Annotated in this window: 20 protein-coding genes and 4 tRNA genes; 13 read left to right on the top strand and 11 right to left on the bottom strand. The window is 63.5% G+C overall.

All coding sequences use genetic code 11. The features are described 5' to 3' along the window. Positions 1-296: 296 nt before the first annotated feature. A complete protein-coding gene (locus FRC96_RS03115; protein ID WP_230469814.1) occupies positions 297-2,102 on the top strand; it encodes an AMP-dependent synthetase/ligase in 1,806 nt (601 codons plus the stop codon). A gap of 145 nt (positions 2,103-2,247) precedes the next feature. Here FRC96_RS03115 and FRC96_RS03110 read toward each other — a convergent pair whose 3' ends face one another. Continuing rightward, on the bottom strand, positions 2,248-3,270 hold the full coding sequence (locus FRC96_RS03110) for a lysophospholipid acyltransferase family protein (RefSeq protein WP_146972608.1): 1,023 nt from the start codon (positions 3,268-3,270) through the stop codon (positions 2,248-2,250). A 301-nt stretch (positions 3,271-3,571) separates the two neighbouring features. On the opposite strand from FRC96_RS03110, the gene dtd reads away from it, so the two are divergent. After that, positions 3,572-4,018 carry a D-aminoacyl-tRNA deacylase gene (dtd, locus tag FRC96_RS03105; protein ID WP_146972607.1) on the top strand — a complete coding sequence of 149 codons (447 nt, stop codon included), beginning with the start codon at positions 3,572-3,574 and terminating at the stop codon, positions 4,016-4,018. A gap of 20 nt (positions 4,019-4,038) precedes the next feature. Here the strand turns inward: dtd and FRC96_RS03100 are convergent, their stop codons facing one another. The 9 genes from FRC96_RS03100 to dnaA all read right to left on the bottom strand — a co-directional run bounded on the left by FRC96_RS03100 (position 4,039) and on the right by dnaA (position 15,240). Next, entirely contained in the window at positions 4,039-6,951 is a 2,913-nt protein-coding gene (locus FRC96_RS03100) for a DUF4105 domain-containing protein (RefSeq protein ID WP_230469813.1), read from the bottom strand. Between the two features lie 319 nt (positions 6,952-7,270). Further along, positions 7,271-7,762: a DUF3015 family protein gene (locus FRC96_RS03095; protein ID WP_230469812.1), complete on the bottom strand. Its 492-nt coding sequence runs from the start codon at positions 7,760-7,762 to the stop codon at positions 7,271-7,273. 303 nt (positions 7,763-8,065) lie between these two features. Then, the gene (mnmE, locus tag FRC96_RS03090) at positions 8,066-9,451 is read right to left on the bottom strand and encodes a tRNA uridine-5-carboxymethylaminomethyl(34) synthesis GTPase MnmE (RefSeq protein ID WP_146972602.1); all 1,386 of its coding nucleotides are present in this window, start codon (positions 9,449-9,451) and stop codon (positions 8,066-8,068) included. 53 nt (positions 9,452-9,504) lie between these two features. After that, entirely contained in the window at positions 9,505-10,707 is a 1,203-nt protein-coding gene (locus FRC96_RS03085; protein WP_146972601.1) for a hypothetical protein, read from the bottom strand. A 64-nt stretch (positions 10,708-10,771) separates the two neighbouring features. Further along, complete coding sequence (gene yidC / locus FRC96_RS03080) at positions 10,772-12,466, bottom strand: membrane protein insertase YidC (RefSeq protein WP_146972599.1); 1,695 nt, start codon at positions 12,464-12,466, stop codon at positions 10,772-10,774. A 48-nt stretch (positions 12,467-12,514) separates the two neighbouring features. Beyond that, positions 12,515-12,703, bottom strand: a complete 189-nt coding sequence (yidD, locus tag FRC96_RS22720) for a membrane protein insertion efficiency factor YidD (protein WP_230469826.1) — start codon at positions 12,701-12,703, stop codon at positions 12,515-12,517. 134 nt (positions 12,704-12,837) lie between these two features. Continuing rightward, positions 12,838-13,173, bottom strand: coding sequence for a ribonuclease P protein component (gene rnpA / locus FRC96_RS03070; RefSeq protein WP_249776211.1), 336 nt, complete (start codon positions 13,171-13,173; stop codon positions 12,838-12,840). 232 nt (positions 13,174-13,405) lie between these two features. Next, positions 13,406-13,558 carry a 50S ribosomal protein L34 gene (rpmH, locus tag FRC96_RS03065; protein ID WP_146972593.1) on the bottom strand — a complete coding sequence of 51 codons (153 nt, stop codon included), beginning with the start codon at positions 13,556-13,558 and terminating at the stop codon, positions 13,406-13,408. A 218-nt stretch (positions 13,559-13,776) separates the two neighbouring features. Then, positions 13,777-15,240, bottom strand: coding sequence for a chromosomal replication initiator protein DnaA (dnaA, locus tag FRC96_RS03060; RefSeq protein ID WP_146972591.1), 1,464 nt, complete (start codon positions 15,238-15,240; stop codon positions 13,777-13,779). Positions 15,241-15,305: 65 nt separating this feature from the next. Between dnaA and FRC96_RS03055 the strand changes: the two genes are divergently transcribed. Further along, positions 15,306-15,593 carry a hypothetical protein gene (locus FRC96_RS03055; protein ID WP_146972589.1) on the top strand — a complete coding sequence of 96 codons (288 nt, stop codon included), beginning with the start codon at positions 15,306-15,308 and terminating at the stop codon, positions 15,591-15,593. Between the two features lie 164 nt (positions 15,594-15,757). Here the strand turns inward: FRC96_RS03055 and FRC96_RS03050 are convergent, their stop codons facing one another. Next, a complete protein-coding gene (locus FRC96_RS03050) occupies positions 15,758-16,408 on the bottom strand; it encodes a YqgE/AlgH family protein (protein ID WP_146972587.1) in 651 nt (216 codons plus the stop codon). A 333-nt stretch (positions 16,409-16,741) separates the two neighbouring features. Here FRC96_RS03050 and FRC96_RS03045 point away from each other — a divergent pair. The 10 genes from FRC96_RS03045 (at position 16,742) to FRC96_RS03000 (ending at position 25,463) form a co-directional block, all read left to right on the top strand. Continuing rightward, positions 16,742-16,815, top strand: a tRNA-His gene (locus FRC96_RS03045). 202 nt (positions 16,816-17,017) lie between these two features. Beyond that, positions 17,018-17,091: transfer RNA gene (locus tag FRC96_RS03040), tRNA-Arg, on the top strand. Between the two features lie 43 nt (positions 17,092-17,134). Beyond that, positions 17,135-17,207 (top strand) — tRNA-Lys (locus FRC96_RS03035). A 106-nt stretch (positions 17,208-17,313) separates the two neighbouring features. Then, a tRNA-Leu gene (locus FRC96_RS03030) sits at positions 17,314-17,395 on the top strand. A 195-nt stretch (positions 17,396-17,590) separates the two neighbouring features. Further along, positions 17,591-19,084 (top strand): trigger factor, encoded by a 1,494-nt coding sequence (tig, locus tag FRC96_RS03025; RefSeq protein ID WP_146972585.1) that lies wholly within the window; start codon positions 17,591-17,593, stop codon positions 19,082-19,084. A 62-nt stretch (positions 19,085-19,146) separates the two neighbouring features. Next, positions 19,147-19,794 carry an ATP-dependent Clp endopeptidase proteolytic subunit ClpP gene (gene clpP / locus FRC96_RS03020; RefSeq protein WP_283808880.1) on the top strand — a complete coding sequence of 216 codons (648 nt, stop codon included), beginning with the start codon at positions 19,147-19,149 and terminating at the stop codon, positions 19,792-19,794. Between the two features lie 200 nt (positions 19,795-19,994). Next, positions 19,995-21,251, top strand: a complete 1,257-nt coding sequence (clpX, locus tag FRC96_RS03015; RefSeq protein WP_146972582.1) for an ATP-dependent Clp protease ATP-binding subunit ClpX — start codon at positions 19,995-19,997, stop codon at positions 21,249-21,251. 112 nt (positions 21,252-21,363) lie between these two features. Next, positions 21,364-23,814 carry an endopeptidase La gene (gene lon / locus FRC96_RS03010; RefSeq protein WP_146972580.1) on the top strand — a complete coding sequence of 817 codons (2,451 nt, stop codon included), beginning with the start codon at positions 21,364-21,366 and terminating at the stop codon, positions 23,812-23,814. 347 nt (positions 23,815-24,161) lie between these two features. Further along, the gene (locus FRC96_RS03005) at positions 24,162-24,632 is read left to right on the top strand and encodes a hypothetical protein (protein ID WP_146972578.1); all 471 of its coding nucleotides are present in this window, start codon (positions 24,162-24,164) and stop codon (positions 24,630-24,632) included. 321 nt (positions 24,633-24,953) lie between these two features. Then, a complete protein-coding gene (locus tag FRC96_RS03000) occupies positions 24,954-25,463 on the top strand; it encodes a GFA family protein (RefSeq protein WP_146972576.1) in 510 nt (169 codons plus the stop codon). The last annotated feature ends 260 nt before the right edge of the window (positions 25,464-25,723 follow it).

Here is a 25,723-nt window from a genome sequence, read left to right as displayed (position 1 = left end):
AGACCATGAATAGGATGTGATGAAAGAACCCCGGAGCGGCTCGCCGCTCCGGGGTTTTTTGTTGGTTTTTCAAAGATGTAGCACGACCGAGGGTGGGTCATCTTCGCTGCAGCATCGCGACAGAATGCACAACCGAGGGTCGCGCAACATCGCGGAATGACACGAACATGTCCGACCGAGGGTCGGTCACAATCAAGGACGCTGGCGCGCGCGAGGCGCGCGATTTACACTCCTCCCATACGACACGCACCACAGCCCGCCTCGTTGGCAACACCCGCCCCACTCGGAGGACGAAGATGCGCGACACGGTGATCGATCGCTTTCTTGAGCAAGCCGACCGGCGAGGCGACGCGCCGGCGATGCACCACAACGAGGGGGGCGTCTGGCAGGCGATCTCGTGGGCGGAGTACGGACGGCGCGCCCGGGCCTTTGCCGGCGCGCTGGTCGCGCTCGGGGTGGAGCCTGGCGAGCGCATCAACATCTGCGGCTATAACTGTCCGGAGTGGGTCTTTGCCGACGTCGGCGCGATGATCGCCGGGGCGGTCCCCGCCGGCATCTACCACACCGACAGCGCCGAGCAGATGGCGTATATCGCCGGCCACTGCCGCGCGCGGGTGCTCGTGCTCGAAGATCGCGTGCAGTGGGAGAAAGCCGCGACGATCCTCGATGGGCTGGAACACCTTCTCCAGGTCGTGATGATCCGCGACGCCGAGTTGGTTGACGATGGTCGTGTGATCAGCTTCGACGCCTTTTTGAAGCGCGGCCGCGACTTTCAGGACGAGGTCGATCGCCGCATTGAGGCCCTGGTCGGCCAGGAGCTGGCGACGTTGATCTACACCAGCGGCACAACCGGAGCTCCCAAGGGGGTGATGCTCAGCCACGACAACCTGGCCATCACCGCCAACATGGCCTTCGAGGTCGTGGGCGACGCGCTCATCGGTGAGACCGGCGCCGGCCCGGGCGACTGCGTCGTCTCCTACCTTCCGCTCTCGCACATCGCCGAGCAGATGTTCACCATTCACCTGGCGATCACCCTGGGCTACCCGGTCTACTTTGCCGAGAGCGTCGAGAAGCTGCGCGACGCGCTGGTGGAGGCTCGCCCCACGCTCTTTTTTGCCGTGCCGCGGGTCTGGGAGAAGTTCCGCGCCGTGCTGGAGAGCCGCCTCAATGAGGCCACCGGGCTCAAAGCCTCCATCGTGCGCTGGTCGCGCGAGGCGGGCGTGGAGGCCGGCCACGACATCGTCGAGCATGGCGCCCCCCGCGGCGTCACCGCGCTGCGTTACGCCGTGGCCAAAAAGCTCTTCTTCGACAAGGTCGCCGAGCCCATCGGGCTTGACCGCCTCCGCCTGGCGATCAGCGCGGCGGCCCCCATCGGCGCCGATGTGCTGGAGTTCTTTATGAGCCTGGGCATCGTCATCCGCGAGATCTACGGGCAGTCCGAGGGCTCCGGCCCCACCACCATGAACTACCCCCGCGCCGGCCTGAGCAAGCTCGGCACCGTGGGGCGCGCGATGCCCCGGGTCGACATCGCGATCGCCGACGATGGCGAGATCCTCTTTCGCGGCCCCAACGTCTTCATGGGCTATTTCGAAGATCCCGAAAACACCGCCGAGACCCTCGTCGATGGCTGGCTGCACTCCGGCGACATCGGCAGCCTGGACGCCGACGGCTTTTTGAAAGTCACCGACCGCAAGAAGAACATCATCATCACCTCCGGCGGCAAGAACATCGCCCCGGCCCCCCTGGAGGCCCGGCTCAAAGAGCTCGATGTGATCAGCCAGGCGGTCGTGATCGGCGACCAGCGCAAGTATCTAAGCGCTCTTCTGACCCTGGACCCCGATCTGGCGCCGGCCTTTGCAAAAAAGCATGACCTCCCCACCGACCTTCGCCAGCTCGCCGACGACCCGGAGTTTCAGGCCCACATCCAGGGTCATATCGACCGCATCAACCGCAAGGTCGCCCGCGTGGAGACCATCAAACGCTTCACGCTCTTGCCCGAGGATTTCGATGAGGCCCGCGGCGAGCTGACGCCGACGCGGAAGTTAAAACGTCGGGTGATCTCCGAGCGTTACGCGACCCAGATCGACGCGATGTACGGGTAGAATATCGAGGCGCGACGCGGCAGATGCACAACCGAGGGTCGGTCATCATCGCCACACATCGCGCCGAGCTGCACGACCGAGGGTCGGCCATCATCGCCGCACAGCGTGGGCAAAATGCACGACCGAGGGTCGGACCTCCCCGCGCTCAGATGAAGCGGTTGGCCCCTTTGACCTTGCCCTCGTGGCCTTCCAGGCGCTGGTGGCGTTCGTCGAGCAGGTCGTTGATGCGATCCATCACAAGGTCGGTCATCCCCCGGAACGCCTCGGCGTGGTCGCGCTCGGCCTCCAGGGTGAAGGGTGTGTAATCCTCCACGATCGCAAAAGGAGCGAGGTCGCCCTCGGGCGTCATCGGCTCGCCCAGGCGATACACGATCGTGCCACCGCTGGAGAGGGGGCTGTTGCCCGGGTAGGCCAGATCTGAGCCGTTGCAGCCCACCGGCACCACGGTGGCCTTCATGCGCAGCGCCATCTGCGCAAGCCCGGTGCGCCCCTCCTGCAGCCGCACCGAGCGGGTGCCCTCGGGGAAGACCAGCACGTGCAGACCGATGTCGAAGGCCTCTTCGTTCAGCTCCACAAAGCGATCCATCATCTTCTTAAAGAGCTCGCTGATACGCTCCAGGTAGTTGTGGGTCTGCGGATCGAAGTTCAGCCCGAGCAGGTCGCGGGGGGTATCGAGCAGGGCCACCACATCGGAGAGCACGCCCTCCTCGGCGGCCTGCTCGCGCAGCGCGCGGGTGTCGGTGCTGCCGCTGTCCACCGCTTTGCGCACCATGCGGTAGGCGCGCTCGGCCGGCGGCCTCCCCAGCAGGCGCACCGCGTCGGCGGTGATCAGATAGCCGCGCGAGGGCACCGCCAGGTTGTTCATCTTGATCATGAAGGTCTGGATCGCCGGGTTGTTGTAGTACTTCCCCTTGACCCAGGTCGTGGTAAACATCCCCTCATCGCGCCAGAGCCGCCACTGGAAGGGCCAGTAGTTGTAGCGGTCGGTATGGTTCATCGCAAAAATCACCGGCCGATCGCGCGGCAACTTCTCCATGCCCTCAATGCGGATGTCGGTGCGCGTCAGAGGGTTTTTGAAGTTCGGCGTGAGCACACCTGACGCAAAGATCACCTGGCCCATCGGTCGGCGAGTGAGGGAGATGGCGTTGAGTGTATCGAGGGTGAGCATAGAAACCGTGCGGGGGAGGGGTAAATCGGGGGTGGACCCACGGAGGGAAAACGCGCGAAAGGTACGACGCCGTGAGCAGAAGTTGACGTCGATAGCTGCGAAATTGAGAGCTTCTCGGGCAAGGCGCAAAACACAGGCGATGCTTTCGCATCGTCGAGGCTTTGCAACGCTGCCCGAGGTGTTCTCAACGCAGCAGATACGAGGTCAACGATAGCTTACGGCGTAATAACACAGGCCCCGGCGCAAAAGTAGCCGCACGAGGGCCCCGACGATCACCTTTGCCTCCATCATAAGGAGCGGTATGCGAGCATTGATTCAACGCGTTCATCAGGCCCGGGTCGAGGTCGACGACGAGACGATCGGCCAGTGTGGGAGCGGACTTCTCGTGCTTCTGGGCTGCGGAGAGGGCGACACCGAGGAGGACCTCGACTACGTCTTTGAGAAGGTCATCAACCTGCGCATTTTTGAGGATGAGGCCGGCAAGATGAACCTCTCCCTGCTCGATATCGCTGGCGAGCTGCTGGTCGTGAGCCAGTTTACGCTCTACGCCGACACTCGCCGCGGGCGGCGCCCGAGCTTTGTCGACGCGATGAAGCCACAGCCGGCCGAGGCGATGTACGAGGATTTTGTGGCCCGCGCCCGGGCCCGCGGCATCACCACGGGCACCGGGAAGTTCGGGGCGATGATGAACGTCTCGCTGACCAACGCCGGGCCGGTCACGATCATGATCGACAGCCGAGCGCGCTGAGGCCGGCAAAGGATCGCAGTTTAGAAGGGGAGCTCTACGCGAAGCCCCGCGCGCCAGGTGCCGAAGAAGGGGCTCTGGCCATCGTCCAGGGGGCGGTAGTCGCGGGTGGTGTAGAGGGCGTCGATAAAGGGCCCGACCACCAGCGGCGACTCGTCGAAGGTGGCGAGCAGGAGCTCGGCGGCCAGCCCGGCGCGCACCTCATAGCGCCACCCCCCGGGCAGGCTCGCCAGCTGCGCGCTGGAGGCCCACAGGCGCAGCACGTTGGCGTAGCTTCCAAAAAGGTGCAGCTGCCCCCGAAGTTGCAAGTCGGCGCCGAGCAGCGCGCTGCTCTCGCGGTGGGCGTCAAAGCCCACGTAGGCGCCCAGCCCCACGACCAGGTGGTTGACGTCATCGCGGGCCCGCCACAGCGGCATCAAGAGGGAAGGGGTGGCGCTGAGCCCGAAATACAGATCGCGGCGGCCGTCGTGGCTCGCCCGAAGATCGAGCGCCCAGCCGGCCGCGTCCAAAAAGCCGCGTCGCACCGCCCCGTAGGTGCGCTGGAGGCTGGCGTAGCGGAAGATCACCAGATCGGCCTGCAGCGTCTCGGCGGTCTGCTGAAGATCGGGACCGAGCTCGGCGGCCAGGTCCAGCCCGAAGACCCGCGACTCGATATCGCCCCGGTAGCCGCGCTGGCGAACTTCGCCCAGGCGATCTTCGATGGGCGAGTAGGAGAGCTCCAGGTGCGTGCGGAGCGCGTCGGTGGCGCCGCCCCCTAAGGTGAGGCGGTGGCGGCCGGAGGGGGCTTTGGAGCGCGCGTCGAGGGCCTGCATCCGCTCCAGGTAACGCTGCGCGCGCGCGTCGAGGTAGGCCACGCCGTCCCAATCGGGGAGGTGGGCTTCAATGAGCCTGGACTGGGCCTGGAGCGCGCGCAGGTAGCTCGCGCGCGTCTTCGCCTCATGATCGAGCACGGCCTGTTCGTCGGGGCTCCACGAGACGGTGGAGGGATCGATGTCGATGGTGGTGTGGGCGGCCCAGTGCGCCTGGGCCTCGGCGCGGGCGACGAGATCTTCGTCGCGGTAGAGCTCGCGGCGGCGCGCGATCAGCTCCTGCGCGCTCAGCTGAGGGCGCGGGCCCTGGGCGGCAAAGAGCAGCGCGCGCCGGGCATAGTGGGCGTTGTCCATAAAGAAGCGCTCGACGAGCACGCTGTTGTAGAGCGTGTCGACCAGCAGCTGCGCCTGCTCGGGGTGCTCGGTGGCCAGGGTGGTGAAGAGCGCTTCGACGTTGGCGTAGGCGCGCTCGCGGGTGGCCGGTTCGGGATCTTCGAGCGCCTCAAGCAGCGCGTCAAAGTGGGCGCGGGTGCGGCGGTCGGCGTCGATGGCGTCCGCCAGGCTGAGCAGCAGCGCGCGTCGTTTGCGCGCGGCCTCCTGTGCAACCTCGCGCCCGCTGCGCAGGGTGTCGGGGCGCTTGATAAGAAGTCGCCCCTCGTCGCCATTGTCGACCGAGGCCAACAGGTCGAGCACATCGGTCGGCATGATGATCGCCCCGTCGCGCTCGGGAAGATCCAGCCCCAGAGCCGGCTCCATCAGGTCGACCAGAAAGGACGCACAGTTCGCGTTGAGGAAGCGGTACGGATAGAGCGTTCGCCGCTCGCTCTCCCAGAGGCGCTCCAGCAGGCGGTGGGATTGCTGCGGGTTAAGTTGCAGCGTGAAGCGGCGAAGGTTGCGCTTCTCGTACTGCAAAAAGAGGCGGTCGACGCCCCGAAAGGAGTTGAGCTCAAGCACGGTCGGAAAGCCCCCGACGACGCCTTTGATCAGGTAGTCGACGGGATCGACATTGCTGTCGGTGAGCGCGCCGAACTGGTAGACGGGCTCAAACCCCATCCCGCGCACAAGCCCGCCGCCGCGATACTTCACGTGCAAAAGAAGATGGCCATAGAGGGATTGGGGGCGGGAGGTCGCAGCGGCCAGCAGCACATCAAAACCATCGAGATCATCGAGGCGCGCCCAGGCTTCAAAGGCCGGACAACGCGCGCCGGCCATCGCCGCGCGCGGCAACACCCGCTCGGGTTCTTCCCACCCCGGAGCGCGCTCGTCCATCACGCCCCGGAGCGCGCGCGAGGCGGTAAAGAACTGACAGCCCAGCGTGGCGTTTGGGTCGAGATCTTCCAGGCGGCGCGCAACCTCGGGCTGATCCTGGCGCTCCAGCAGAAGATCTTCGGGGCGGACAAAATAGGACTCCGCAAAGGTCACAAAATCCAGGTGCGCGCTGCGCATGCCCATCGGCCGCGCGTAACCCCAGACGTCCTGGTTATGAGGCCCGCGCATGGCCACATGCCAGCCGTTGACCTGCTGCCAGTCAAAGGTGTTCGACCAGCCCCGCGCGCGATCTTCGAGCGCCATCACCAGGTGCACCACCGCGCGCCGAAGTTGCAGCTCACGCTGCTCTTCGGCGCGCAGCACGGCGTACTCCTGAACCGGCCCTTCCCCCAGCAGGGGCGGGCTCTCGTAGATGTAGAACGCGCGCGCGTCGTCGCTGAAGGTCGGGCAGGCCTCGCTGTAGCGCCCCATCCCAAAGAGGCAGGCCTGCTGCTCTCGCACAAGTCGCACCGGCTGGCGTCGAAGACGCTCAAAGAGCGGATCGGGCAGGGCGCGGGCGCCGTTGTGGATGGCGGCGATCTCTGTGGGCTGCCAGCGCGCGGGCCTATCGACGATCAGCCCGTACCTTCGGCGAAGCTCCGCGACGCGGGCCTCCGTCTGCGCCGCCAGCACATCGCGCTCGCCAGCGCGTCGCAACAACTCCTCGCTCAAGGCGCTGGCACGCTGATTGGCTCGCTGCGCAAGCCGTGAGGCCCGGCTGACCGCGACGTGAGCGTGATGCGACCGAGCGACGGCGTGCTGCGCGCTCGCGGCGGCTTGTTCGAGCGCTTCGACGGCGCTGGCAGGCGACGCCAGCATGCTCACAGCCGCCATCATGACCAGCGCGCAGCAGCTACGAGCCGGACTCAATCCACATCCCATCCACCACGACCTGTACGTCACGTCGCCACATTCCCGGTACGAGTTCGAAATTCGGCGGCACCTTAGCACCGGAGTCAGGCGGCGGCCACCGCTGCGTTGGACGCGCATCGAGGCCGATGACGCATCCGCGCGAGCAAGGTCTGCGCATACCCCGCGGTGTGTGAGCGGGAGAGGCGCCTCACCCTTATGCCATGCGGCTGAGGTTCAACCCCGGGTCGTGCACCTACCCCGCGACGGGTCGCAATGACCGGGCGAATCACGCGCCCTCAATGAGCCCGGCGTCGCGTAACACGCTGAGAAAGCGGGTGGCTTCTTCCACCCCCACCTGATCGTGAGCGAGCGCGCTCATCAGCGCGTGGCGTTCTTCAAAAAGCGAGCGCGAGAAGGCGCGGCGCTCCTCGGCAGGCACCGCCATCATGCTGGCCAGCGCATCAAGCGTGGCGCCGCCTCCCAGGGCTAGATCCTGCTGAAGATCGCGTTGATGGTTGCTGAGAAAGGCCACCATCTCCTCGGAGGCCTCACCGCTGTCGGCAAAGAGCTTCACCGTGGTGAACATCGGCGCGAAGAACGCCGCCCCGGTCGTCGAGGTCGACGAGGTCAGCGTCATAAAGGGGCCCGGTATGAAGACCACGGACGTGGACGACGAATGCCCGTGGTCGGCGCTCGCCAGTGAAGGCAGCGCCAGGCCGCCGATGGCGAGTCCAAGAAAGACAACGTGTCGTGCCCTGCGCAACAATCGTGTTCGCATCAAAAACCTCCCGGTCGTCATTCATCAGTGAATGTCGGGAACTTAGTCGCGAACGCGCGAAGTTTTTGTGCATTTTTTATTCAGGGCGGCTTTTTGATGACGAAAATAGCTGTGGGATCTGCGGCGATCCGGGCCGTTGATCAAGACGCGGCGCCACGCGCTCCCCCATCCGCACACACGAATCGACCCACCCCGCACGCTGCCCGGGCCCCACAACCACCCAACCCCATAACCACCCAACCACACCCCGCGCACCTTCATCCCCCCACCCGAAGCTCCCTACGTCGCACACCCCCACCCCCCTTATTTCCCCACACAAAACTCCGAAAAAATGCGCTGCAAGATATCGTCGGTGCGCACCTTGCCGGTGATATCGCCCAGGGCGTCGAGGGCCTCGCGAAGATCGATGGCGATGAGCTCGTGCTCCATCTCCATCTCCAGCGCCTGACGGGCGCGGGCCAGGGCGTCGATGGCGGAGACGACCCCCTGAAGATGGCGCGCGCGGCTGAGCAGCACGCCTTCGCCAGAGGTCAGCTCGCGGGCCAGGCTCGCCAGGCTGTCGATGAGCGCGTCGGTGCCCAGGGGCGGCGAGGCACCCAGGGCGCAGTCGACGCGGTGGGGAAAGCGGGCGCAGAGCGCGCGATCCTCGTCGCTGCGCCCGTCGTCGAGATCGCTCTTGTTGCCGATCAGCAGAGTGGGCCGCCCCGAGCGAAGATCCTCGTGAAGCGCCTCGCGCTCCTCGGCGCGCAGCGGGCGGCTGCGATCGATGACGCGCAGCAGAAGATCGGCCCGCTCGCCAAGCTCGCGGCTTCGCTCAATGCCGATGGCCTCCACGCGATCTTCGGTCTCGCGCAGCCCGGCGGTGTCGATCAGCCGAAGCGCCACGCCTTCGAGCTGGATCTCCTCTTCGAGGAAGTCGCGCGTGGTGCCCTCGATCTCGGTGACGATGGCGCGCTCGGTGCCGTGTAAGGTGTTGAAAAGTGTGGATTTTCCGGCGTTGGTGGCGCCCAGGATCACCACCCGCACGCCCTCGCGCTGGCGGCGTCCCTGGTCGAACTTCGCGCGCAGCTGCCGAAGTCGTGCGCTGGCCCCGTCGATGCGCTGGCCGATCTCATCGCGCTCGATCTGGTAGACGTGCTCTTCGTGGCTGAAGTCGAGGGCGGCCTCAATGAGCACCGCCGCCACGGTGAGGCTCTCGACGATGGCGCGGATCTCCTCGCCAAGCGACCCCTGAAGGTGCTCCAGCGCCAGGCGATGGGCTGCGTCCGTGGTGGCGTTGACCAGGTCGGCCACCGCCTCGGCCTGCGTGAGATCGAGGCGCCCGTTCAGAAACGCGCGCCGCGTAAACTCCCCGGGCTCGGCGATGCGCGCGCCCAGCTCCAGCGCCCGATCGAGCACGCGCCGCAGCACAATCGGCCCCCCGTGGCACTGCAGCTCCACCACGTCCTCGCCGGTGTAGCTGCGCGGCCCGCGCATGATCACCGCCAGCGCCTCATCGATCAGCTCGCCATCCTCGTCGACAAGGCGGCTTAAGCGCATCAGGTGGGTGGGGTGGGCCCGGGGCCAGCCCGGCACCATCCGCTCCAGAATGGTCTCAGCGTCTCCCCCGCTGATGCGCACGATCCCCACGCCCCCGCTGCCCGCGGGGGTGGCGATCGCGGCGATGGTCGGCGCGTTGCCCGTCATCATGTCCCTCAAAGCAAAAAGCGCCCCCCGCAGGGGGCGCTCATCAGGTCCTTCGGTCAGCTCGGGTCGATCTTCAGCTTGCGGAAGATCCCGTGATCGGTGCTCTCGCTCTTCACACCGTCCATATCGTCGATGCGCTTGTGGATCACGCGGCGATCAAAGGCGCTGAGCCCCGCCACCAGCAGCGGCCGCCCGACCTTTTGGGCCGCCTCGCCCAGGCGAGCGCCCACGTGGCTTAAGTGCGACTGGCGCTTCTGTTTGAACCCGCCAATGTCCACCACGACGTTGCCGCGCGCCTCGCGCCCCAGGTACTCCGAGAGCAGAGTTTGCATGCCGGTCAGCACCCGCGGCGACTGGCTGGAGCGTCCCACCATCAGCTCGGTGTCCGCGCCGCTGATATTGAAGATGTAGTTGTCGCCGTCAAAGCTCCCGGAGGCGCTCAGCTCGAGCTGCATCTTCTCAAACAACTCCCCGAGCCAGGCCTCACCGCGCGCCACGATCGGATCTTCGACGTCACCCCGACGCGTGGCCGTAGGCTCGTCGTCCTTTTTAGATTTCCTGGACTTTTTGTCGTCCTTGTCGTCGTCTTTTTTAGACTTCTTGGACTTGGATTTGGACTTCTTCTCGTCCTTGTCGTCGTCCTTCTTGGACTTCTTGGACTTCTTCTCGTCCTTGTCGTCGTCCTTCTTGGACTTCTTCTCGTCCTTGTCGTCGTCCTTCTTGGACTTCTTGGACTTGGACTTCTTGTCGTCCTTGTCGTCGTCCTTCTCAGACTTCTTGGACTTCTTGGACTTTTTGTCGTCCTTGTCGTCGTCGTTCTCGGACTTTTTGGACTTCTTGGACTTGGACTTCTTCTCGTCTTTGTCGTCGTCCTTCTTGGACTTCCTGGCTTTCGGGGCCTCGTCGGTCGCCTCGCTCACCTCCTCCTTCTTTTTGGAGCGTGTGCGTCGGGGCTTCTTCTCGGCCGCAGGGCTTTCGTCGGCCGCCGTCTCGGCGCTGGCGTCGACCGTGGCCTCGTCCTTCTTTTTGGAGCGTGTGCGCCGGGGTTTCTTCTCGGTGGTCTCGGCTTTTTCCGCAGCGGGCTTCTCGGCGGGCTCCTCTTTTTTGGCCGATGTCTTCTTCGACGACGGTTTCTTGACCGGTGCGGCCGCCTCGTCGCTCACGGCCACCTTCTTATCTTCGTCGAGTTTGGTGGCGCGGCGGCCACGGGCCGAGCGGCGTCCGCCGGAGGCTTCCTTCGTCTTTTTATCGTCAGCCATAGCATTCATCCTTGGAAGGTGGCCGCCCGATGCGGCCGCAACGTCGAGTCAATGAGGGGGACGCTCAGGTGGTGGTGGCGCCTTCGTCGGTCGCCGCGAACTGCCGCTTGATCATGTACTGCTGCAGAAGCCCCAGCACCAGGTTGAGCAGGTAGTAGAGCACCAGGCCGGCGGGCAAAAAGAGCATGAAGGCGGTGAACATGATGGGCATGATCTTCATCATCATCGCCATCTGCGGGTTGCTCTGGTCGACCATCGTCAGGCGCTGCTGAATCACCATCACCGCTCCCATGATGATCGGGAGAAGGAAGATCGGATCGGGCGCCGAGAGGTCGGTGTACCACAGGAAGTCGGCCTGATAGAGCTCCACCGAGTTGTAGATCATCACGAAGAGCCCGTAGAGGATCGGCATCTGCAGGAGCATCGGCAAGCACCCCAGCGGGCTGACGTTATGCTCCTTGAAGACCTTCATGGTCTCTTCGGTCATGCGCTGCTGGTCGTTCTCGTACTTCTCGCGGATCTCTTTGATGATGGGCTGAATCTGCTTCATGCGCTCGGCGCTCACGTAGGCCTTCTGGGTCAGCGGCCAGCTCAAAAGTTTGATGAGCAGGGTGAGCAAAATGATCGCGATGCCCCAGTTGCCGGTGAAGCCGAAGAAGAACACCAGGAGCGCGCGCAGCGGACGCGCCAGCACGGTGAGAAGTCCGTAATCGACGGCCTCTTCGATGCGGTAGCCCACGTCTTTGAGCACACCGTAATCTTTGGGGCCCAGGTAGAGCAGGTGGCTCTCGGTGTAGCGCTCGTTCGGCGCGATCGAGAAGCCTTCGTAGGTCAGGTTGGTGCGCAGGTAGTCGCCGTCGAGGCGCTCAAAGACACAGGACTCAGCGCCCGACTCCGGGATCGCCGCCATCAAAAAGTAGCGGGTGTCGGCGCCGGCCCAGATCACCGGATACTGGCTAAAGGTCGTCGTCTCTTCGAGCTGCTCAAAGAGGGTGCGCTCGATGTCGTCGCTGTTGCGGCAGACCGCCTCCAGCTGATCGGGGCGGAAGTCCAGGAAGTTGGACTTGCGGTTGGGATCGTCTTTGCCGATCACGTCGACGAGCAGCGTGTCGACCAGACGCACATCGGTGAGGCGGTTGTGCACCACCACGTCGAAGTCCACCACGTAGGGCTTCTCACCGTTGATGGCGTAGATCTTATCGACGCTGAAGCGCCCGCGCGGATCGGTGTAGCGGTAGGTGATCTTGTTGAAGGTCTCACCGTCGGCGTTGAGCTCGCTTAAGTCCTCAATGAGCTCGTAGCCGGCGTCCGGGGCCACCTGAATATTCTGTGCGCGAAAGCGCGTGGTGAAGGGGTAGGCCGGGGCGTCTTCCTCAAAGGAACGCAGCAGATCGCCGCCCTCGCCGGCGTACTGATCCGGGGAGGTGACCTGAATGTCGGTGGCGACCGCGCCCTGGTTGTTCAGGGTCACGCTAACCTTATCGCTGGCGAGCACATCGGAGCGCTCTTCGATCTCCGGCGCTTCGATCGGGGCGTCATCGGGCTCAGCGGCGGGCATCGCCTGAGCCACCTCGGTCCCCTCACCATCGCCCTCGGCCGGCGGCGTGGCGGCATCGCCGCCGCTCTCCGCGCTCTGCTCGGTGACGGCTTCGCCATCCTCCGGGGCCAGCTGGCCGGGATCGGGGCCCATGACGGCCTGCCAGACAATGAAGACGACGGTGATCAGGCTCATCGCCAGAATGAAGCGTTTTTGTTCCATGACGCGTTCGCAGTTTGAGGTCCGGGGGGCTCTGAGAAGCCCGTCCGATCAGGGGACGGGATCGTAGCCGCCCGGGCGTAAGGGATGGCAGCGCAGCAGGCGTTTGAGCCCGAGAAAGCCGCCTTTAAAGAAGCCATAACGCCGCAGCGCCTCGACCATATACGAGGAGCAGGTCGGGCGATAACGGCACATCGGAGGGAGCAGGGGGGAGAGGGCGCGCTGGTAAAAACGCACCATCGCGATGCCCCAGGCCGCCAGCAGACCCGGGCGCACCAGCACCTGCGCATCTTGAAGCGTACCGTCGCTGGCAAGCTCAAGATCCTCAGGTCCGGTGAGGTTCCCCTGGTCGTGTGTGGCGTGCTCCTGGCACATCAGCGACGCTCCGCGCGGGGGCGGCGCGGCCTTTGAGCTCGCGCCACCGATTGGAGCAGGTCGGCGACCAGCTCCTCATACGCCGGATGCTCGCTGCCCGCTTTGACGATCACCACCGTATCGTGGCTCTGGCCAAAGAGCGCCTTGTTGCGCCGAAATATTTCGCGCAGGCGTCGCTTCCAGCGGTTGCGACAGACGGCGTTGCCAACCTTCTTGCTTACCGTCACCCCCAGGCGGGGATGACCAAGCGAGTTGGCGTTGCAGTAGACCACCGTCCACCGCCCTTCATAGCGGCGTCCCTTGCGGCGAGTGCGCAAAAAGTCGGAGCGCTTCAAAAGACGCTCCGACTTTCGCAGTCGCTGATCGTGTCCCTCCGCCCCGGGAGCGGGTTCACCTTGATTCGAGGGTGTGATCAATGCACTCACTGGCCGGCCTGGAGTGGGAGTGACGGGTTTGCTTGGAGCCCGCGTTCATTCCACCTGCGCGCGAGAGCGGCACCGGCGGTTTGTGGCGAGAGGCGTCGAAGCGAAAGACCCATTCTTCGTCCAGGCGTGGGACGCTCAAGTCTTACTTCTTGTGCTTGGTCACAGCGAGCTGCTTGCGGCCGCGGGAGCGGCGACGCTTGACGGTCAGACGGCCGCCGACGGTCTTCATGCGCTTGCGGAATCCGTGGGTGCGGCGGCGCTTCACTTTGCTCGGTTGGTAGGTACGCTTGGTCATCTTAAACCTCTGAAGTTCAATGTATGCGTTGCAGTGAGTCTCAATGCTACGTGAATGAAGGCGCCTTAACCCCGCTTCAATGCTCGGATTTCGGGGTGGGGCGCGTGCGCAGCGTCGGTCCCCATTTTTGGCCGGGGACCAGAGCGCGGCAAATAAACATCACCCATGGCGTAAAGTCAAGCTGGGCCCGGGCGATCGTGGAAGCTTGTGGGGGATCTTCAGCGCAGGAGCAGCGTCTCAAGCTCCGCGATGGCGGTGGCGAACTCGTTATTGCCCATCTCCACCAGGTCTTCGATCTTGCGGAAGGCGGTGAGCACGGTGGTGTGATCCTTGCCCCCAAACTTACGCCCCAGCTCCGGGTAGCTCTCGCCGGTGTGCTTGCGGCTTAAGTACATCGCCATCTGACGCGGCTCGCTAATGGCGCGGGTGCGTCGGCTGCCTTTGATATCGGAGGGCTTGATGTCGAAGTGGGAGGCGACCATGCGGATGATCTGCTCGACGCCCAGGCTGCGCTCATGCTGGATGTTCATGCGCTTGAGCAGCTGGCGGGCCAGATCGGTGTTGAGCGGCACGCCCATCAGCTTGGCCTGGGCGACCATGCGCACCAGGGTGCCTTCGAGCTCGCGCACGTTGCTGCGGATCGCGGTGGCCAGAAGCAGTACGACCTCTTTGCTCAGCGCGATCTGGCTGTCCTCGGCCTTCTTCTCCAGGATCGCCACCCGGGTCTCGATCTCGGGGGCCTGCACATCGGCGATCAACCCCCAGGCAAAACGGCTGGCCAGGCGCTCTTCGATGCCGGGCAGCTCCTGCGGGGTCTTATCGGAGGTCATCACGATCTGTTTGCCGCTCTGATAGAGGGCGTTGAACGTGTGGAAGAACTCCTCCTGCGTGGAGTCCTTGCCGCCGATGAACTGGATGTCATCGATCAGGAGCAGATCGCAGTCGTTTCGAAACTGGTTGCGGAACTCGGCCATCGTCTTCTGGCGCAGGCTGCCGATCAGCTCGTTCATGAAGACTTCGGCCGAGAGGTAGCGCACGCGGGTGCGGGGATCGCGGCGGAGCATCTCCACGCCGATCGCCTGCAACAGGTGCGTCTTGCCCAGGCCCACCCCGCCGAAGATGAAGAGGGGGTTGTAGGTCTGGCCGCTGCCCGAGGCCACCGCCTGACAGGCCGCGTGCGTAAACTGGTTGGAGGGCCCGACCACAAACTCATCGAAGGTATAGCGCGGGTTCATGCCCGCCGCGCTCACCAGGGCGTCGAGGTCGGCCGGGGAGGCCGGCTCGATGATGCCGAAGTCGAAGAGGGCCGCCTGACCGTGTTCGCCATCGAGGCGCGCGGAGCGCGCGGCCATCGGCTCGGCGTCCAGGTCGATGTTCTCCACCTCAATGGGCTCGTCCTGGCCGCTCTCCACGATCGCGATCTTCAGGGGCTGACCGGCGGCGTGGGCCACGGCCTGCTCGATCAGATCCATGTAGTTGTCGTTGACCCAGACCTGCACGAAGGGATCGTCGACCCCGAGCACGAGCGTCTCATCACTGCATTCAAGAAAGCGCAGCTTCTCGAACCAGTTCGTGAAGTTATGCTCATTGACCTTGGTCTTGAGTTCGAGCAGGGCGGCGTTCCAGATTTCTTGCATATGCAACATCGCTTGGGGCTGGGAGGAGCTCATCAATAACAACATCTCGAGAGTCTCATCGAGGCGGGGCGCCAACTCGTCCGTGAGTTGGTTGGTACGGGGCCCGCGGCGTGCGCGAGGCCCTCGACCCGTCGATGGGGTGTTGCCACAGGGCGCGCGTCTTCGGCGTTGCCCGGGCCCTTCAGGTTATGGGGGATGGGCCGGGTAAAGGGAAGACAATTTCGGATGTGCCGATGCCTCAGTATGGCCACTTTGACGCGCTGCGGCCAGCGAAGAAGCGGTGGGGATTCAATCCGCAGGTATTTTTCCACAGGGGTGTGGAAAAAAAGGGGTTGAAGCGCATGCTGGCGATCGCGGCGATCGTCGGAAAAATTTGCACGTTCTTAAAACAGGAATGATTTCAAAGAGATAGGCTGTTGAAACAGGGGTGATGTGAGACGATCGTGTCGAGGATCAGCGGGTGATCACGATCGCCCCCTGTGGATCGCGGGGCGATCGCCCTGTGAAAGACCTGTGGAAAACTCTGGGGAAAAGCGCCGTGCCGTCATGGCGCTGCGCGATCTCAGGCCGAGCCCGAGCGCGCCATCATCATGAAGGCCGTGGGGTTGACCCCGATGCGCGCCAGCGCCTCGTCCCACTGGGCGTCGTAGCGGGTCTGAAAGAAGCTCTCGGCGTGAAAGTCATCGAGCAGCCAGCTTCCCTCCTCGATCTCCTGCTCCAGCTGCCCCGGGCCCCAGCCGGCATAGCCGATAAAGGGCCGGTACTCACCGGCCTGCATCCCCTGAGCAAAGCCCTCAATGATCTCGCCGCTGGCCGCCAGGTACCAGCCCTGGTTGAAGGTGAGCTCCTCGTCGTCGCCCCGCTGGCGCATGCGGCGAAGACGGCGCCGCTGCTCGGCCTCCTCGCTGTCGTCGACCTCCAGCCGGCGGTACATCACCCAGAGCTGCTCGATGCGCACCGGTCCCCCGAAGTAGACCGGCATCTCGAAGCTCGAGGGACTCAGCTTCGGGGTGATCTCCTCGTTGACGCTCTGGATCAGGGAGCCGAAGTCGATCTCCAGGGGCTTGTTGATGATAAAGCCCATCGCGCCCTCTTCGTCATGATGCACCATGGCGACCACCGCGCGCTCAAAGGGGGAGCCGTCGAGGCGAGGGGAGGCGATTAAGAATCCGGGCGCCGAGGAGCGGGGGGCGGGGTTGGGAGGTTCGGACATAAGCTGTGGCTCTCGACAGAGGTCGCATAAGGGCGAATGGACCGGAAAGGAAGCAGGCGCGACGCCCTGCGCACATCACCGGCGCGAGTTGCACCGGTTGCAGTGGCATCTCCCCTTAAAGTGTACCAGAAGCGGGCAGGCGGATCGCAGCGGCCGGCCGACGGCTCTAAACGTAGCGCGCTCAAGGTAAAGTCAACGTCCGGGGCGCGGGAGTTCGCCGGCGGCGAAAAAAAATCGCCGGGAGGGGCTCAGGAAAGGCTTGACACATACCTCAACGCTCATTAACTTCCCGGCCTGTTCGACGCTCAACCTTTTTGGAACGGCGTCGGCACGGTGGGTATAGCTCAGTCGGTTAGAGCGCTGGCTTGTGGTGCCAGAGGTCACGGGTTCAAATCCCGTTATCCACCCTCGAAAAAGAACGCCTTATCGCAGTCGCGGTGAGGCGTTTTTTTTATGGGCGTCGTTGAAAGCGAAGCGCTCGCCGGAAGGCGACCAGGGCGAGGGGGGCGGAGGCGGTGGGGCGGGCCCAAAAAGGGGAAAAAAACACTTGAACGATAGGGGTGGGGGTGGCATAAGACGCTTCGTTTCGCGGTTTTGGCCGCGAAATCCGCGCCCGTAGCTCAGCTGGATAGAGCGCCGGACTTCGAATCCGTAGGTCGCAGGTTCGAATCCTGCCGGGCGCGTTCGACATGACGGGACGCGCCGGCCCAGCGCGCGGACCGGTCGGGGCCAGTAGCTCAATCGGTAGAGCAACGGACTCTTAATCCGCAGGTTGAAGGTTCGATTCCTTCCTGGCCCATAATGAGAGTAAGGCGGCGCGCCGACGTCGCCTGCGATGACGGCCAAAGCCGGGTCGAGGCGTCTGCCCGGCTCGGCTTTTATCGTTTGCACGACAGGCACCGCACGCGAGAGTGGCGGAATTGGTAGACGCGCTGGATTTAGGTTCCAGTGGGGTAACCCGTGGGGGTTCGAGTCCCCCCTCTCGTATGGAGGATTGCCGCAGTAGAAAGGGGCGGCAGTCCGCAGCATCACCGGCGCTCGCAGTGGCGAGTCGCCACCACAAACACCAGGCGTTTTGGCCCCGCATGCTCGGGGCTAAAGGCGCCGATGATCAGGCCGATCCCCACCCCCCGGACCGGGGCGTAAACGAGGACGGCAGCACTGCTTAAGGAGAGCAAGCCGATGGCACATCAGGTCGAAGAGACTGGCGAGTTGACGCGTAGCGCGACGATCACGGTAGAGGCGGAAGAGTACAATCGTCAGGTCAATAAGGCCCTGCGTCAGCTCTCGAATCGCGTCAAAATTTCGGGCTTCCGCAAAGGCAAGATCCCGCTCTCGGTGATGAAGCAGCGCTACGGGCAGGCGGTGATGCGCGATGTGATCGAAGATCTCGTCAGCGACAACGTCAACAAGATGCTCAAAGAGACCGAGAACGTCCTGCATGTGGGCGTGCCCCAGGTCACCGACATTCCCCTGGACGAAGGCGGTGAGCTGAAGTTCACGGTGGATTACGAGCTGCGCCCCGAGATCGATCCGATCGGTTATATGGGTGTGAAGGTCGAGAAGCCCAAAGCGGAGATCGCCAACGAGGCCGTCGACGCCGAGCTTGAGAACCTGCGCCAGAACAACTCGAAGCTTGAGCCTGTGGTCACCCGCGAGGTCATTGAGACCGGTGATATCGTCACCGTCGACTTCGAGGCGGTGGGCGAGCATCCTGAGCTTAAAGACATGCGCTCCAGCGGCGTGCAGGTGGAGATCGGCTCGGGTCAGACCCTCCCGGGCATCGAAGATGCGCTCACCGGTCAGGGCTTTGACGCGGTGGTCGACTCGGAGATCGACGCGCAGGACGACTTCCCGGTCGAAGAGCTGCGCGGCCAGAAGTTGCCGATCCGCCTGACCGTGACCAAGGTCGAGCGCAAGGTGCTCCCGGAGCTCGACGATGAGTTTGCCAAGACCACCGGCCAGGGCGAGACGCTGCTGGAGGTGCGCTCGGCGATCCGCACGCGTCTTGAAGAGCAGCGTCAGAAAGAAGCGGAGCAGCTGGCGATCGACTCGATGATGACGACGCTTCTGGAGCAGAACACCTTTGAGCTGCCGCCGAGCTTCCTCGACGAGCAGGTCACCCAGGCGGCGCGCCAGCGTCTGCAGATGTTCGCCCAGCAGGGCATCGACCCGGCGCAGTTCGGGCTGAGCGTGGAGGCGATCGCCGAGAGCATCCGCGAAGACGTCGTCGAGCAGATCAAGCGTGAGTTCTTGCTCATGGAGATCGCCCGCAAAGAGAACCTCAAGGTCGAAGAAGAGGATCTCTCCGCTTACTTTGAGCGCCGCGGTGCTGAGGTTGGAGCCAACGCCCAGCAGTACCGGGCCTTTGTGATGCAGAACCAGGATCGCTTCCGCCAGGCCCAGGCCTCCGCGCTGCTCGAGAAGGTGCGCGCGAAGTTGCTGGCTGACGCCGAGATCGTCGACGTGGAGTGGCCCACCGAAGAGGCGGAAGACGCCGAGGCGGCGCCGGCCGAAGAGGTCGAGGCCAAGCCCAAGAAGAAGGCGACCAAGAAGAAGAGCACCAAGAAGGATGATGAGGGCGCCGAAGAGGGTGAGGCCGAGGCCAAGCCCAAGAAGAAGGCGACCAAGAAGAAGAGCACCAAGAAAGACGACGACGCGGAAGCCTCCGAATAAGCGTCGCCAGCGGGCGTCGCGAATAGGCGGCGCCCCCTGTCGGTTGAGCTGTCGAATGATGTGTGCGTCGAAACGTTAAGCAACACCACGAGGAGCGAGCCATGGCCTTTATCCCCAACGTCGTCGAACAAACCCACCGCGGAGAGCGCGGTTGGGACATCTTCAGTCGACTGCTCAAAGACCGGATTATCTTTCTGGGTACTCAGGTCAACGATCAGATCGCCAACTCCATCATCGCCCAGCTGCTCTTTCTGGAGAGCGATGATCCCGACAAGGAGATCTCGCTCTACATCAACTCTCCGGGCGGGAGTGTGACGGCGGGGTTGGCGATCTATGATACGATGCAGTACGTCAAAGCGCCGGTGACCACGATCTGTCTGGGGCAGGCCGCCTCAATGGGGGCGGTGCTGCTGGCGGCCGGCGAGCCGGGGCGGCGCTTTAGCCTGCCCAACTCGCGGATCTTGATTCACCAGCCGCTGATGGGCGGCTTGAGTGGTCAGGCCACCGATATCGACATCCAGGCCCGTGAGATCTTGAAGTTGCGTGAGACGCTCAACGGCATCCTGGCTCGCCACACCGGCCAGAGCCTGGAGAATATTGAGCGGGACACCGATCGCGACTTCTTCATGAGCGCCGAAGACGCCCGGGAGTACGGATTGGTCGATGAGGTGATCAGCCCGCGGGCCAAGCAGGACCAGCCCGAGAAGTAAGGCGGTGGCGTCTGCGGCAGCGAGCAGAAGTTGAAGTTGGCACGGCGCGCCCGATAGGATGCGTGACGTGCCCCGGTGGGTTTCGGGGAATGACTCCCTGAAACCCACCGTTTTTCGAGGGTAGAAGCGGCCCGAGCGTGAAGGCACAAGGTCTTCACAGCCAGAGGGCGCAGCATGACCAGTGACACCAGGATATCTCTATGGCGAAGAAAGGCAGCGGCGGTCACGCCAACTTGTGCTGTTCGTTCTGCGGGAAGAGTCAGCGCGACGTGCAGAAGCTGATTGCCGGACCCACCGTCTACATCTGCGATGAGTGCATCGGGCTATGTGGCGACATCATCGACCAGGAGGTCGAGCGAGAGAGCCGCACCAGTGGCATTGCCAACGTGCCCAAGCCCATCGAGATCAAGGAGATCCTCGATCAGTATGTGATCGGCCAGGAGAAGGCCAAGCGCAACCTGGCGGTGGCCGTGCACAACCACTACAAGCGCATCGACAGCGTGGTCGATAGCGACGGGGTGGAGCTGCAGAAGTCGAACATTCTGCTGATTGGCCCCACCGGCAGCGGTAAGACGCTTCTGGCCCAGACCCTGGCGCGCATCCTCGATGTGCCCTTCACCATCGCCGACGCCACCAGCCTCACCGAGGCCGGCTATGTTGGCGAGGACGTGGAGAACATCATCGTGAACCTGCTTCAGGCCGCCGATGGCGACGTGGAGAAGGCCAGCCGCGGGATCATCTACATCGACGAGATCGACAAAATCTCGCGCAAGGGCGAGAACCCCTCGATCACGCGGGATGTCTCGGGCGAAGGTGTGCAGCAGGCGCTCTTGAAAATCATTGAGGGCACGGTGGCGTCTGTGCCGCCCAAGGGTGGGCGCAAGCATCCGCAGCAAGACTTTTTGCAGATCGACACCACCAACATTCTCTTTATCTGCGGCGGCGCTTTCTCGGGGCTGGAGCAGATCATCGCGCAGCGTGTGGGCGACAAGCGCATGGGCTTTGGCGGCGATATCAGCAAGGTCGACGATCGCTCGGCCAGCGAGCTCTTCGCCACGCTGCAGCCCGAAGATCTGATGCGCTTTGGCCTGATCCCCGAGTTTGTGGGACGCGTGCCGGTGATCGCCACCCTGGAAGAGCTCGATGAGGAGGCCCTCGTCGAGATCCTCACCTCGCCGAAGAACGCGCTGGTCAAGCAGTACCGTAAGCTCTTCCGCATCGACGGGGTGCAGGTGGAGTTTGAGCCCGACGCGCTGCGCTCGGTGGCGCGAGCAGCTCTGGCGCATAAGACCGGGGCGCGAGGGCTGCGCTCGATCCTCGAGACCTTGATGATGGATCTGATGTACGATCTTCCCGATCGCGAAGACATCAAAGAGCTCAAGATCACCGATGAGATGGTCAACCGGGCCAGCGGCGCACAGATTCAACTCGACCCCACCACGGCCGAGTCCGCCTGAGAGGGCGGCACCTCATGCCGGAGTGGGCATGGGTTGAGGGCGGGTAGGATGTAGAGAAGCAGCGGTCGGGCCCGAGGTCGGGCCGCACTGACGCACCACACACGAGAGCGATATGGCGTCTTCCAATGAGCAGCGTTCCGGCGAGGAGTCTCAGGCCACGCTTCCGCTTTTGCCCCTGCGCGACATCCTGGTGTTTCCGGCGATGAAGGTGCCGCTCTTTGTGGGGCGCGACAAGAGCATCGCCGCGCTCGATGAGGCGATGAAGCGCGATCGTCAGATCGTGCTCGCCGCGCAGAAGAAGGCCAAGACCAACGAGCCGACCTCCGATGACATCTACGAGGTGGCGACGCTGGCGACGATCGACCAGCTCTTTCGCCTGCCCGATGGCACGGTGAAGGTGCGGGTGATCGGTCAGCAGCGCGTGCGGCTGGAGACGTATCTGGAGAATGAGGACTTCTTTGAGGTGCGTTTCTCGCTGCTCGACGATCAGACCTCGCCACTCGATGATGAGCTGCAGACGCTCTTGCAGACCTTGCGTACGTCCTTTGCGGAGTACGTGGATTTGAACAAGCGCATCCCCTCGGAGATGATCGAGGAGATCGCGCGGGTTAAAGACCCCTCGCTGCTGGCGGACACCATCGCCGCGCAGCTGGCGCTGAAGCTCAGCGACAAACAGTCCATCCTGGAGATGCTCGATGTATCGGAGCGTCTGCGCCAGCTCTACGAGCTGATGCAGGAAGAAATTGAGCTGTTGAAGGTTGAAAAGAAGATCCGCTCGCGTGTGAAGAAGCAGATGGAGCGCACGCAGAACGACTACTACCTCAACGACATGCAGGGTGCGATGCCTAAAGATCCCAACGATCAGAACGAGTTCAAAAACGAGATCGATGAACTCGAAGAGCGCATTCAGCAAAAAGACATCTCCGAGGAGGCCCAGGAGAAGTTGGAGCGGGAGCTCAAAAAGCTCAAGATGATGAGCCCGATGAGCGCCGAAGCCACGGTGGTGCGCAACTACATCGACTGGGTGCTCAGCCTTCCCTGGGGCGAATACACTGAGGATCGCCTGGACGTGAAGGTGGCCGAGGAGACCCTGGAGGCGGACCACTACGGGCTGGAGAAGCCCAAAGACCGCATCCTGGAGTACCTGGCGGTCAAGGCGCTGATCCGCAAGCCACGCGGTCCGATCCTGTGTCTGGTGGGGCCGCCCGGTGTGGGTAAGACCTCGCTGGGGCGCTCGATCGCCAGGGCCATCAACCGCAAGTTTGTGCGCCTGAGCCTGGGTGGCGTGCGCGATGAGGCCGAGATCCGCGGCCACCGCCGCACCTACATCGGAGCGCTGCCGGGCAAGATCATTCAGTCGTTGCGTAAGGCGGGAAGCTCCAACCCGGTGCTCTTGCTCGATGAGGTCGACAAGATGTCGACCGACTTCCGCGGCGATCCTTCCAGCGCGCTGCTGGAGGTGCTGGATCCGGAGCAGAACGCGACCTTCAACGATCACTACCTGGATCTGGACTACGATCTTTCGGACGTCATGTTTTTGTGCACGGCCAACAACCTGGGGCAGATCCCGGCGCCGCTTCGCGACCGTATGGAGATCATTCAGATCCCGGGTTACACCGATTACGAGAAGTTGCAGATCTCGCGGCATTATCTGGTGCCCAAGCAGCTGGAAAATAACGGCATCGACGATGTCGACGTGCACTTCACCGAGAGCGCGATCAGCCAGATCATCAACCATTACACGCGAGAGGCCGGGGTTCGTAACCTGGAGCGGGAGATCGGCACGGTCTGCCGCAAGATCGCGCGCAAGGTGGTCGAGGGCGGCAAGGACCAGTCCTTTAACGTTAACGCGCGCGCGGTCACGCATTACCTGGGGCATCATAAGTTCACCCAGGGGCGGATCGAGGAGCGCGACGAGGTCGGCATGACCAACGGCGTGGCCTGGACGCAGTACGGCGGCGTGATGCTGGTCAGCGAGGTCACCGTGATGCCCGGTAAGGGCAAGTTCATCATCACCGGTAAGCTCGGCGATGTGATGCAGGAGTCGGCGCAGGCGGCGATGAGTTACGTGCGCTCCCGCGCGATGAACTTAGGTTTGAGCCCGGACTTCCATCAGAAGGTCGACCTGCACATTCACTTCCCCGAAGGTGCGCTGCCCAAAGACGGCCCTTCGGCGGGTATCACGATGGCGACGAGCATTGTGAGCGCGCTGACCCGCATCCCGGTGCAGCATGATGTGGCGATGACCGGTGAGATCACGCTCCGCGGTCGGGTGCTGCCGATTGGCGGGCTCAAAGAGAAGGTGATCGCCGCGCATCGCGGGGGCATCCGCAAAGTCATCGCGCCGATGGAGAACAAGCGCGACTGGCCCGAGGTGCCCAAGAAGGTGCGTAAGCAGCTTGAGGTGGTCTGGGTGGAGCATATGGACGAGGTGCTCGCGCACGCGCTGCGACTCGATGATCGCGATGCCTTCCAGGAGGCGCTCAAGCAGCCGCTCTTGCCGCCGGATATCATGCTCAACCCGCCCACCGGTGCGGGGGATGGGGCGACGCCGGTGCATTGAGGCGCATGCAACACGGTTGATGTGCCGATGTTGTGCGGAGGTCGGCACATCGAGGTCGCGCGTAGAAGAGCGTGGCGAAGTTTGTAAAAAAGCCCGGGCGTCCGCCCGGGCTTTTTCGTTCCTGAGCCGGGCGTTGGATGCTGATCGGAGCGGGACGTTGCCCGACCCTCGGTCGTCGGAAGAGCGCATCAACGCGGGTTGATGTTCGACCCTGGGACGTGCGAAGTCCGCATGTTTGCAGGGTGATGCTCACCCCGGGGTCCGACGTGCGGTTTGACTTTGTGCGGTAATGGACGAGGTTTGCTCGTCGATGATGTATCGATGTGTTTGACGTAAAGGAGTAGATGATGAAGCGATGGATGGGTTTGTTTGCGGCGGTGGTGTTGACCTTCTCGCTGCTTGGAGAGCAGGAAGCCTGGGCGCAGCGCAACACCGGGCTGGGCGTGGGGATTGGCTCGGCGACGGTGGCCTCCGGCCTCTCGCTGAAGTTGCCCGCGGGGCCGACGGCCTTCCAGCTGACGGCGGGGTGCTGGGGCGGATGTGACGGGGTGGCCGCCTCGTTGGATCTCTTGTTCAACATGCCGGCGATCGCGTCGGCCGATGCGCTGACGCTGGCGTGGAACTTCGGCGGTGGCGGAGCGCTGGGCGTTGGCGATGGTGGGCTGGGAGTGGGTGCGGCCTTTGTGGCGGGGCTGGAGTTTCATTTCCAGCCGGTGCCGATCGATCTGGTGCTGGAGTGGCGGCCGGGGCTCTACGTGGTGCCGGATGTAGACATTCACCTTGTGAACTTCGGTGGGCACGCGCGGTGGTACTTCTGAGCGTGTAACGTCGAAGTGAGGTTGTGAGAAGAGCGCCGGTCCGAAGAGGGCCGGCGCTCTTTTTTATGTGAGATGTGTTGAGAGCGAGGGACAACCACGGGGGTGTTCAACCTCGGGTCGAGCCTTCTCCTGTGTCTCGGGTCAGTGTTGGCGGGTGTTGAGTGTCAACCTGACGAGAGCGCCAGGTTCTGGGGGGAGGGGCAATATTTTTGCGCGGCGGATGTCGATCCCGCGTGTTGTGAAACGACCGTGGTATGAAGCGACGCCTGTTGCGTCGGTTGTGACGCCCGGCGTTTTGAAGATGGGGTCGAAGGAGTGGAGATGATGGAGAGTGATGTGAACCAGGTTTCGTGCACGTGCGGGAGCGTGACGTTGAAGTTAACCGGCAAGGCGATCGCCTGCTTGTCTTGCTATTGCGACGACTGCCAGGCCGGCGCTCGCCAGATCGAGACGTTGCCCGGCGCCGGGAAGGTCACCAGGGACGGTGGGGGCACCGAGTACGTGATGTACCGCAACGATCGTATGGAGGTAGGTCAGGGAGCGCCTCATTTAACGGACTACAAACTTCGCGACGACTCCGCGACGTCGCGCATGGTGGCGAGTTGTTGCAACTCGCCGATGTATCTGAACTTCTCGGATTCGAGGCATTGGGTGTCACTTTATCGCGCGCGTTTTGAAGACGATGCGCCGCCACTGGATGTGCGGATGTGCACGAAGTTCGCGTCTGAAGAGGTGGTGATCCCGGACGATGTACCGAGCGTTTCGTCGTACTCGCTCAAGTTTATGGGGAAGTTGTTGATGTCCAGGGTTGCGATGGCGTTTGGGCGTTAACCCGTCGTGAGTCGCCGCCGAGCTGCGGCGGTCGTTGAGGGGGGGCACGTCAGCCACGACGTCTTCGCCGCTTGTGGACGTCGCGTTCATGTCTGACCCGGGGATGGACGAAGAGCGCATGAACACTGGCTGATGTCCGTCTGTGGGACGGTCACCTTACCTGCCACGCCCCAAAAAATTGCGTCCCTTTCTTCCCTTGCTAGGCTTGGCCCACGTTTGATCGTGACTGTGGATGGCCAACCTGCGACCAGGGAAGGACG

The organism is Lujinxingia vulgaris, from assembly GCF_007997005.1.
Classification (GTDB): Bacteria; Myxococcota_A; Bradymonadia; order Bradymonadales; family Bradymonadaceae; genus Lujinxingia.
The sequence above is the reverse complement of the archived record's forward strand: the minus strand, read 5'-3'. Positions and strand labels throughout refer to the sequence as shown.

Bases quoted from the DNA above. Each gene is read 5' to 3' on its own strand.
- FRC96_RS03100 (WP_230469813.1), bottom strand. From the start codon at position 6,951: ATGCTGGCGTCGCCTGCCAGCGCCGTCGAAGCGCTCGAACAAGCCGCC.
- FRC96_RS03115 (WP_230469814.1), top strand. From the start codon at position 297: ATGCGCGACACGGTGATCGATCGCTTTCTTGAGCAAGCCGACCGGCGA.
- FRC96_RS03050 (WP_146972587.1), bottom strand. From the start codon at position 16,408: ATGTCCGAACCTCCCAACCCCGCCCCCCGCTCCTCGGCGCCCGGATTC.
- clpX (WP_146972582.1), top strand. From the start codon at position 19,995: ATGGCGAAGAAAGGCAGCGGCGGTCACGCCAACTTGTGCTGTTCGTTC.
- FRC96_RS03000 (WP_146972576.1), top strand. From the start codon at position 24,954: ATGATGGAGAGTGATGTGAACCAGGTTTCGTGCACGTGCGGGAGCGTG.
- dtd (WP_146972607.1), top strand. From the start codon at position 3,572: ATGCGAGCATTGATTCAACGCGTTCATCAGGCCCGGGTCGAGGTCGAC.
- mnmE (WP_146972602.1), bottom strand. From the start codon at position 9,451: ATGATGACGGGCAACGCGCCGACCATCGCCGCGATCGCCACCCCCGCG.
- rpmH (WP_146972593.1), bottom strand. From the start codon at position 13,558: ATGACCAAGCGTACCTACCAACCGAGCAAAGTGAAGCGCCGCCGCACC.
- lon (WP_146972580.1), top strand. From the start codon at position 21,364: ATGGCGTCTTCCAATGAGCAGCGTTCCGGCGAGGAGTCTCAGGCCACG.
- FRC96_RS03085 (WP_146972601.1), bottom strand. From the start codon at position 10,707: ATGGCTGACGATAAAAAGACGAAGGAAGCCTCCGGCGGACGCCGCTCG.
- FRC96_RS03005 (WP_146972578.1), top strand. From the start codon at position 24,162: ATGAAGCGATGGATGGGTTTGTTTGCGGCGGTGGTGTTGACCTTCTCG.
- yidD (WP_230469826.1), bottom strand. From the start codon at position 12,703: ATGGTGCGTTTTTACCAGCGCGCCCTCTCCCCCCTGCTCCCTCCGATG.
- FRC96_RS03110 (WP_146972608.1), bottom strand. From the start codon at position 3,270: ATGCTCACCCTCGATACACTCAACGCCATCTCCCTCACTCGCCGACCG.
- yidC (WP_146972599.1), bottom strand. From the start codon at position 12,466: ATGGAACAAAAACGCTTCATTCTGGCGATGAGCCTGATCACCGTCGTC.
- FRC96_RS03095 (WP_230469812.1), bottom strand. From the start codon at position 7,762: ATGCGAACACGATTGTTGCGCAGGGCACGACACGTTGTCTTTCTTGGA.
- tig (WP_146972585.1), top strand. From the start codon at position 17,591: ATGGCACATCAGGTCGAAGAGACTGGCGAGTTGACGCGTAGCGCGACG.
- dnaA (WP_146972591.1), bottom strand. From the start codon at position 15,240: ATGTTGTTATTGATGAGCTCCTCCCAGCCCCAAGCGATGTTGCATATG.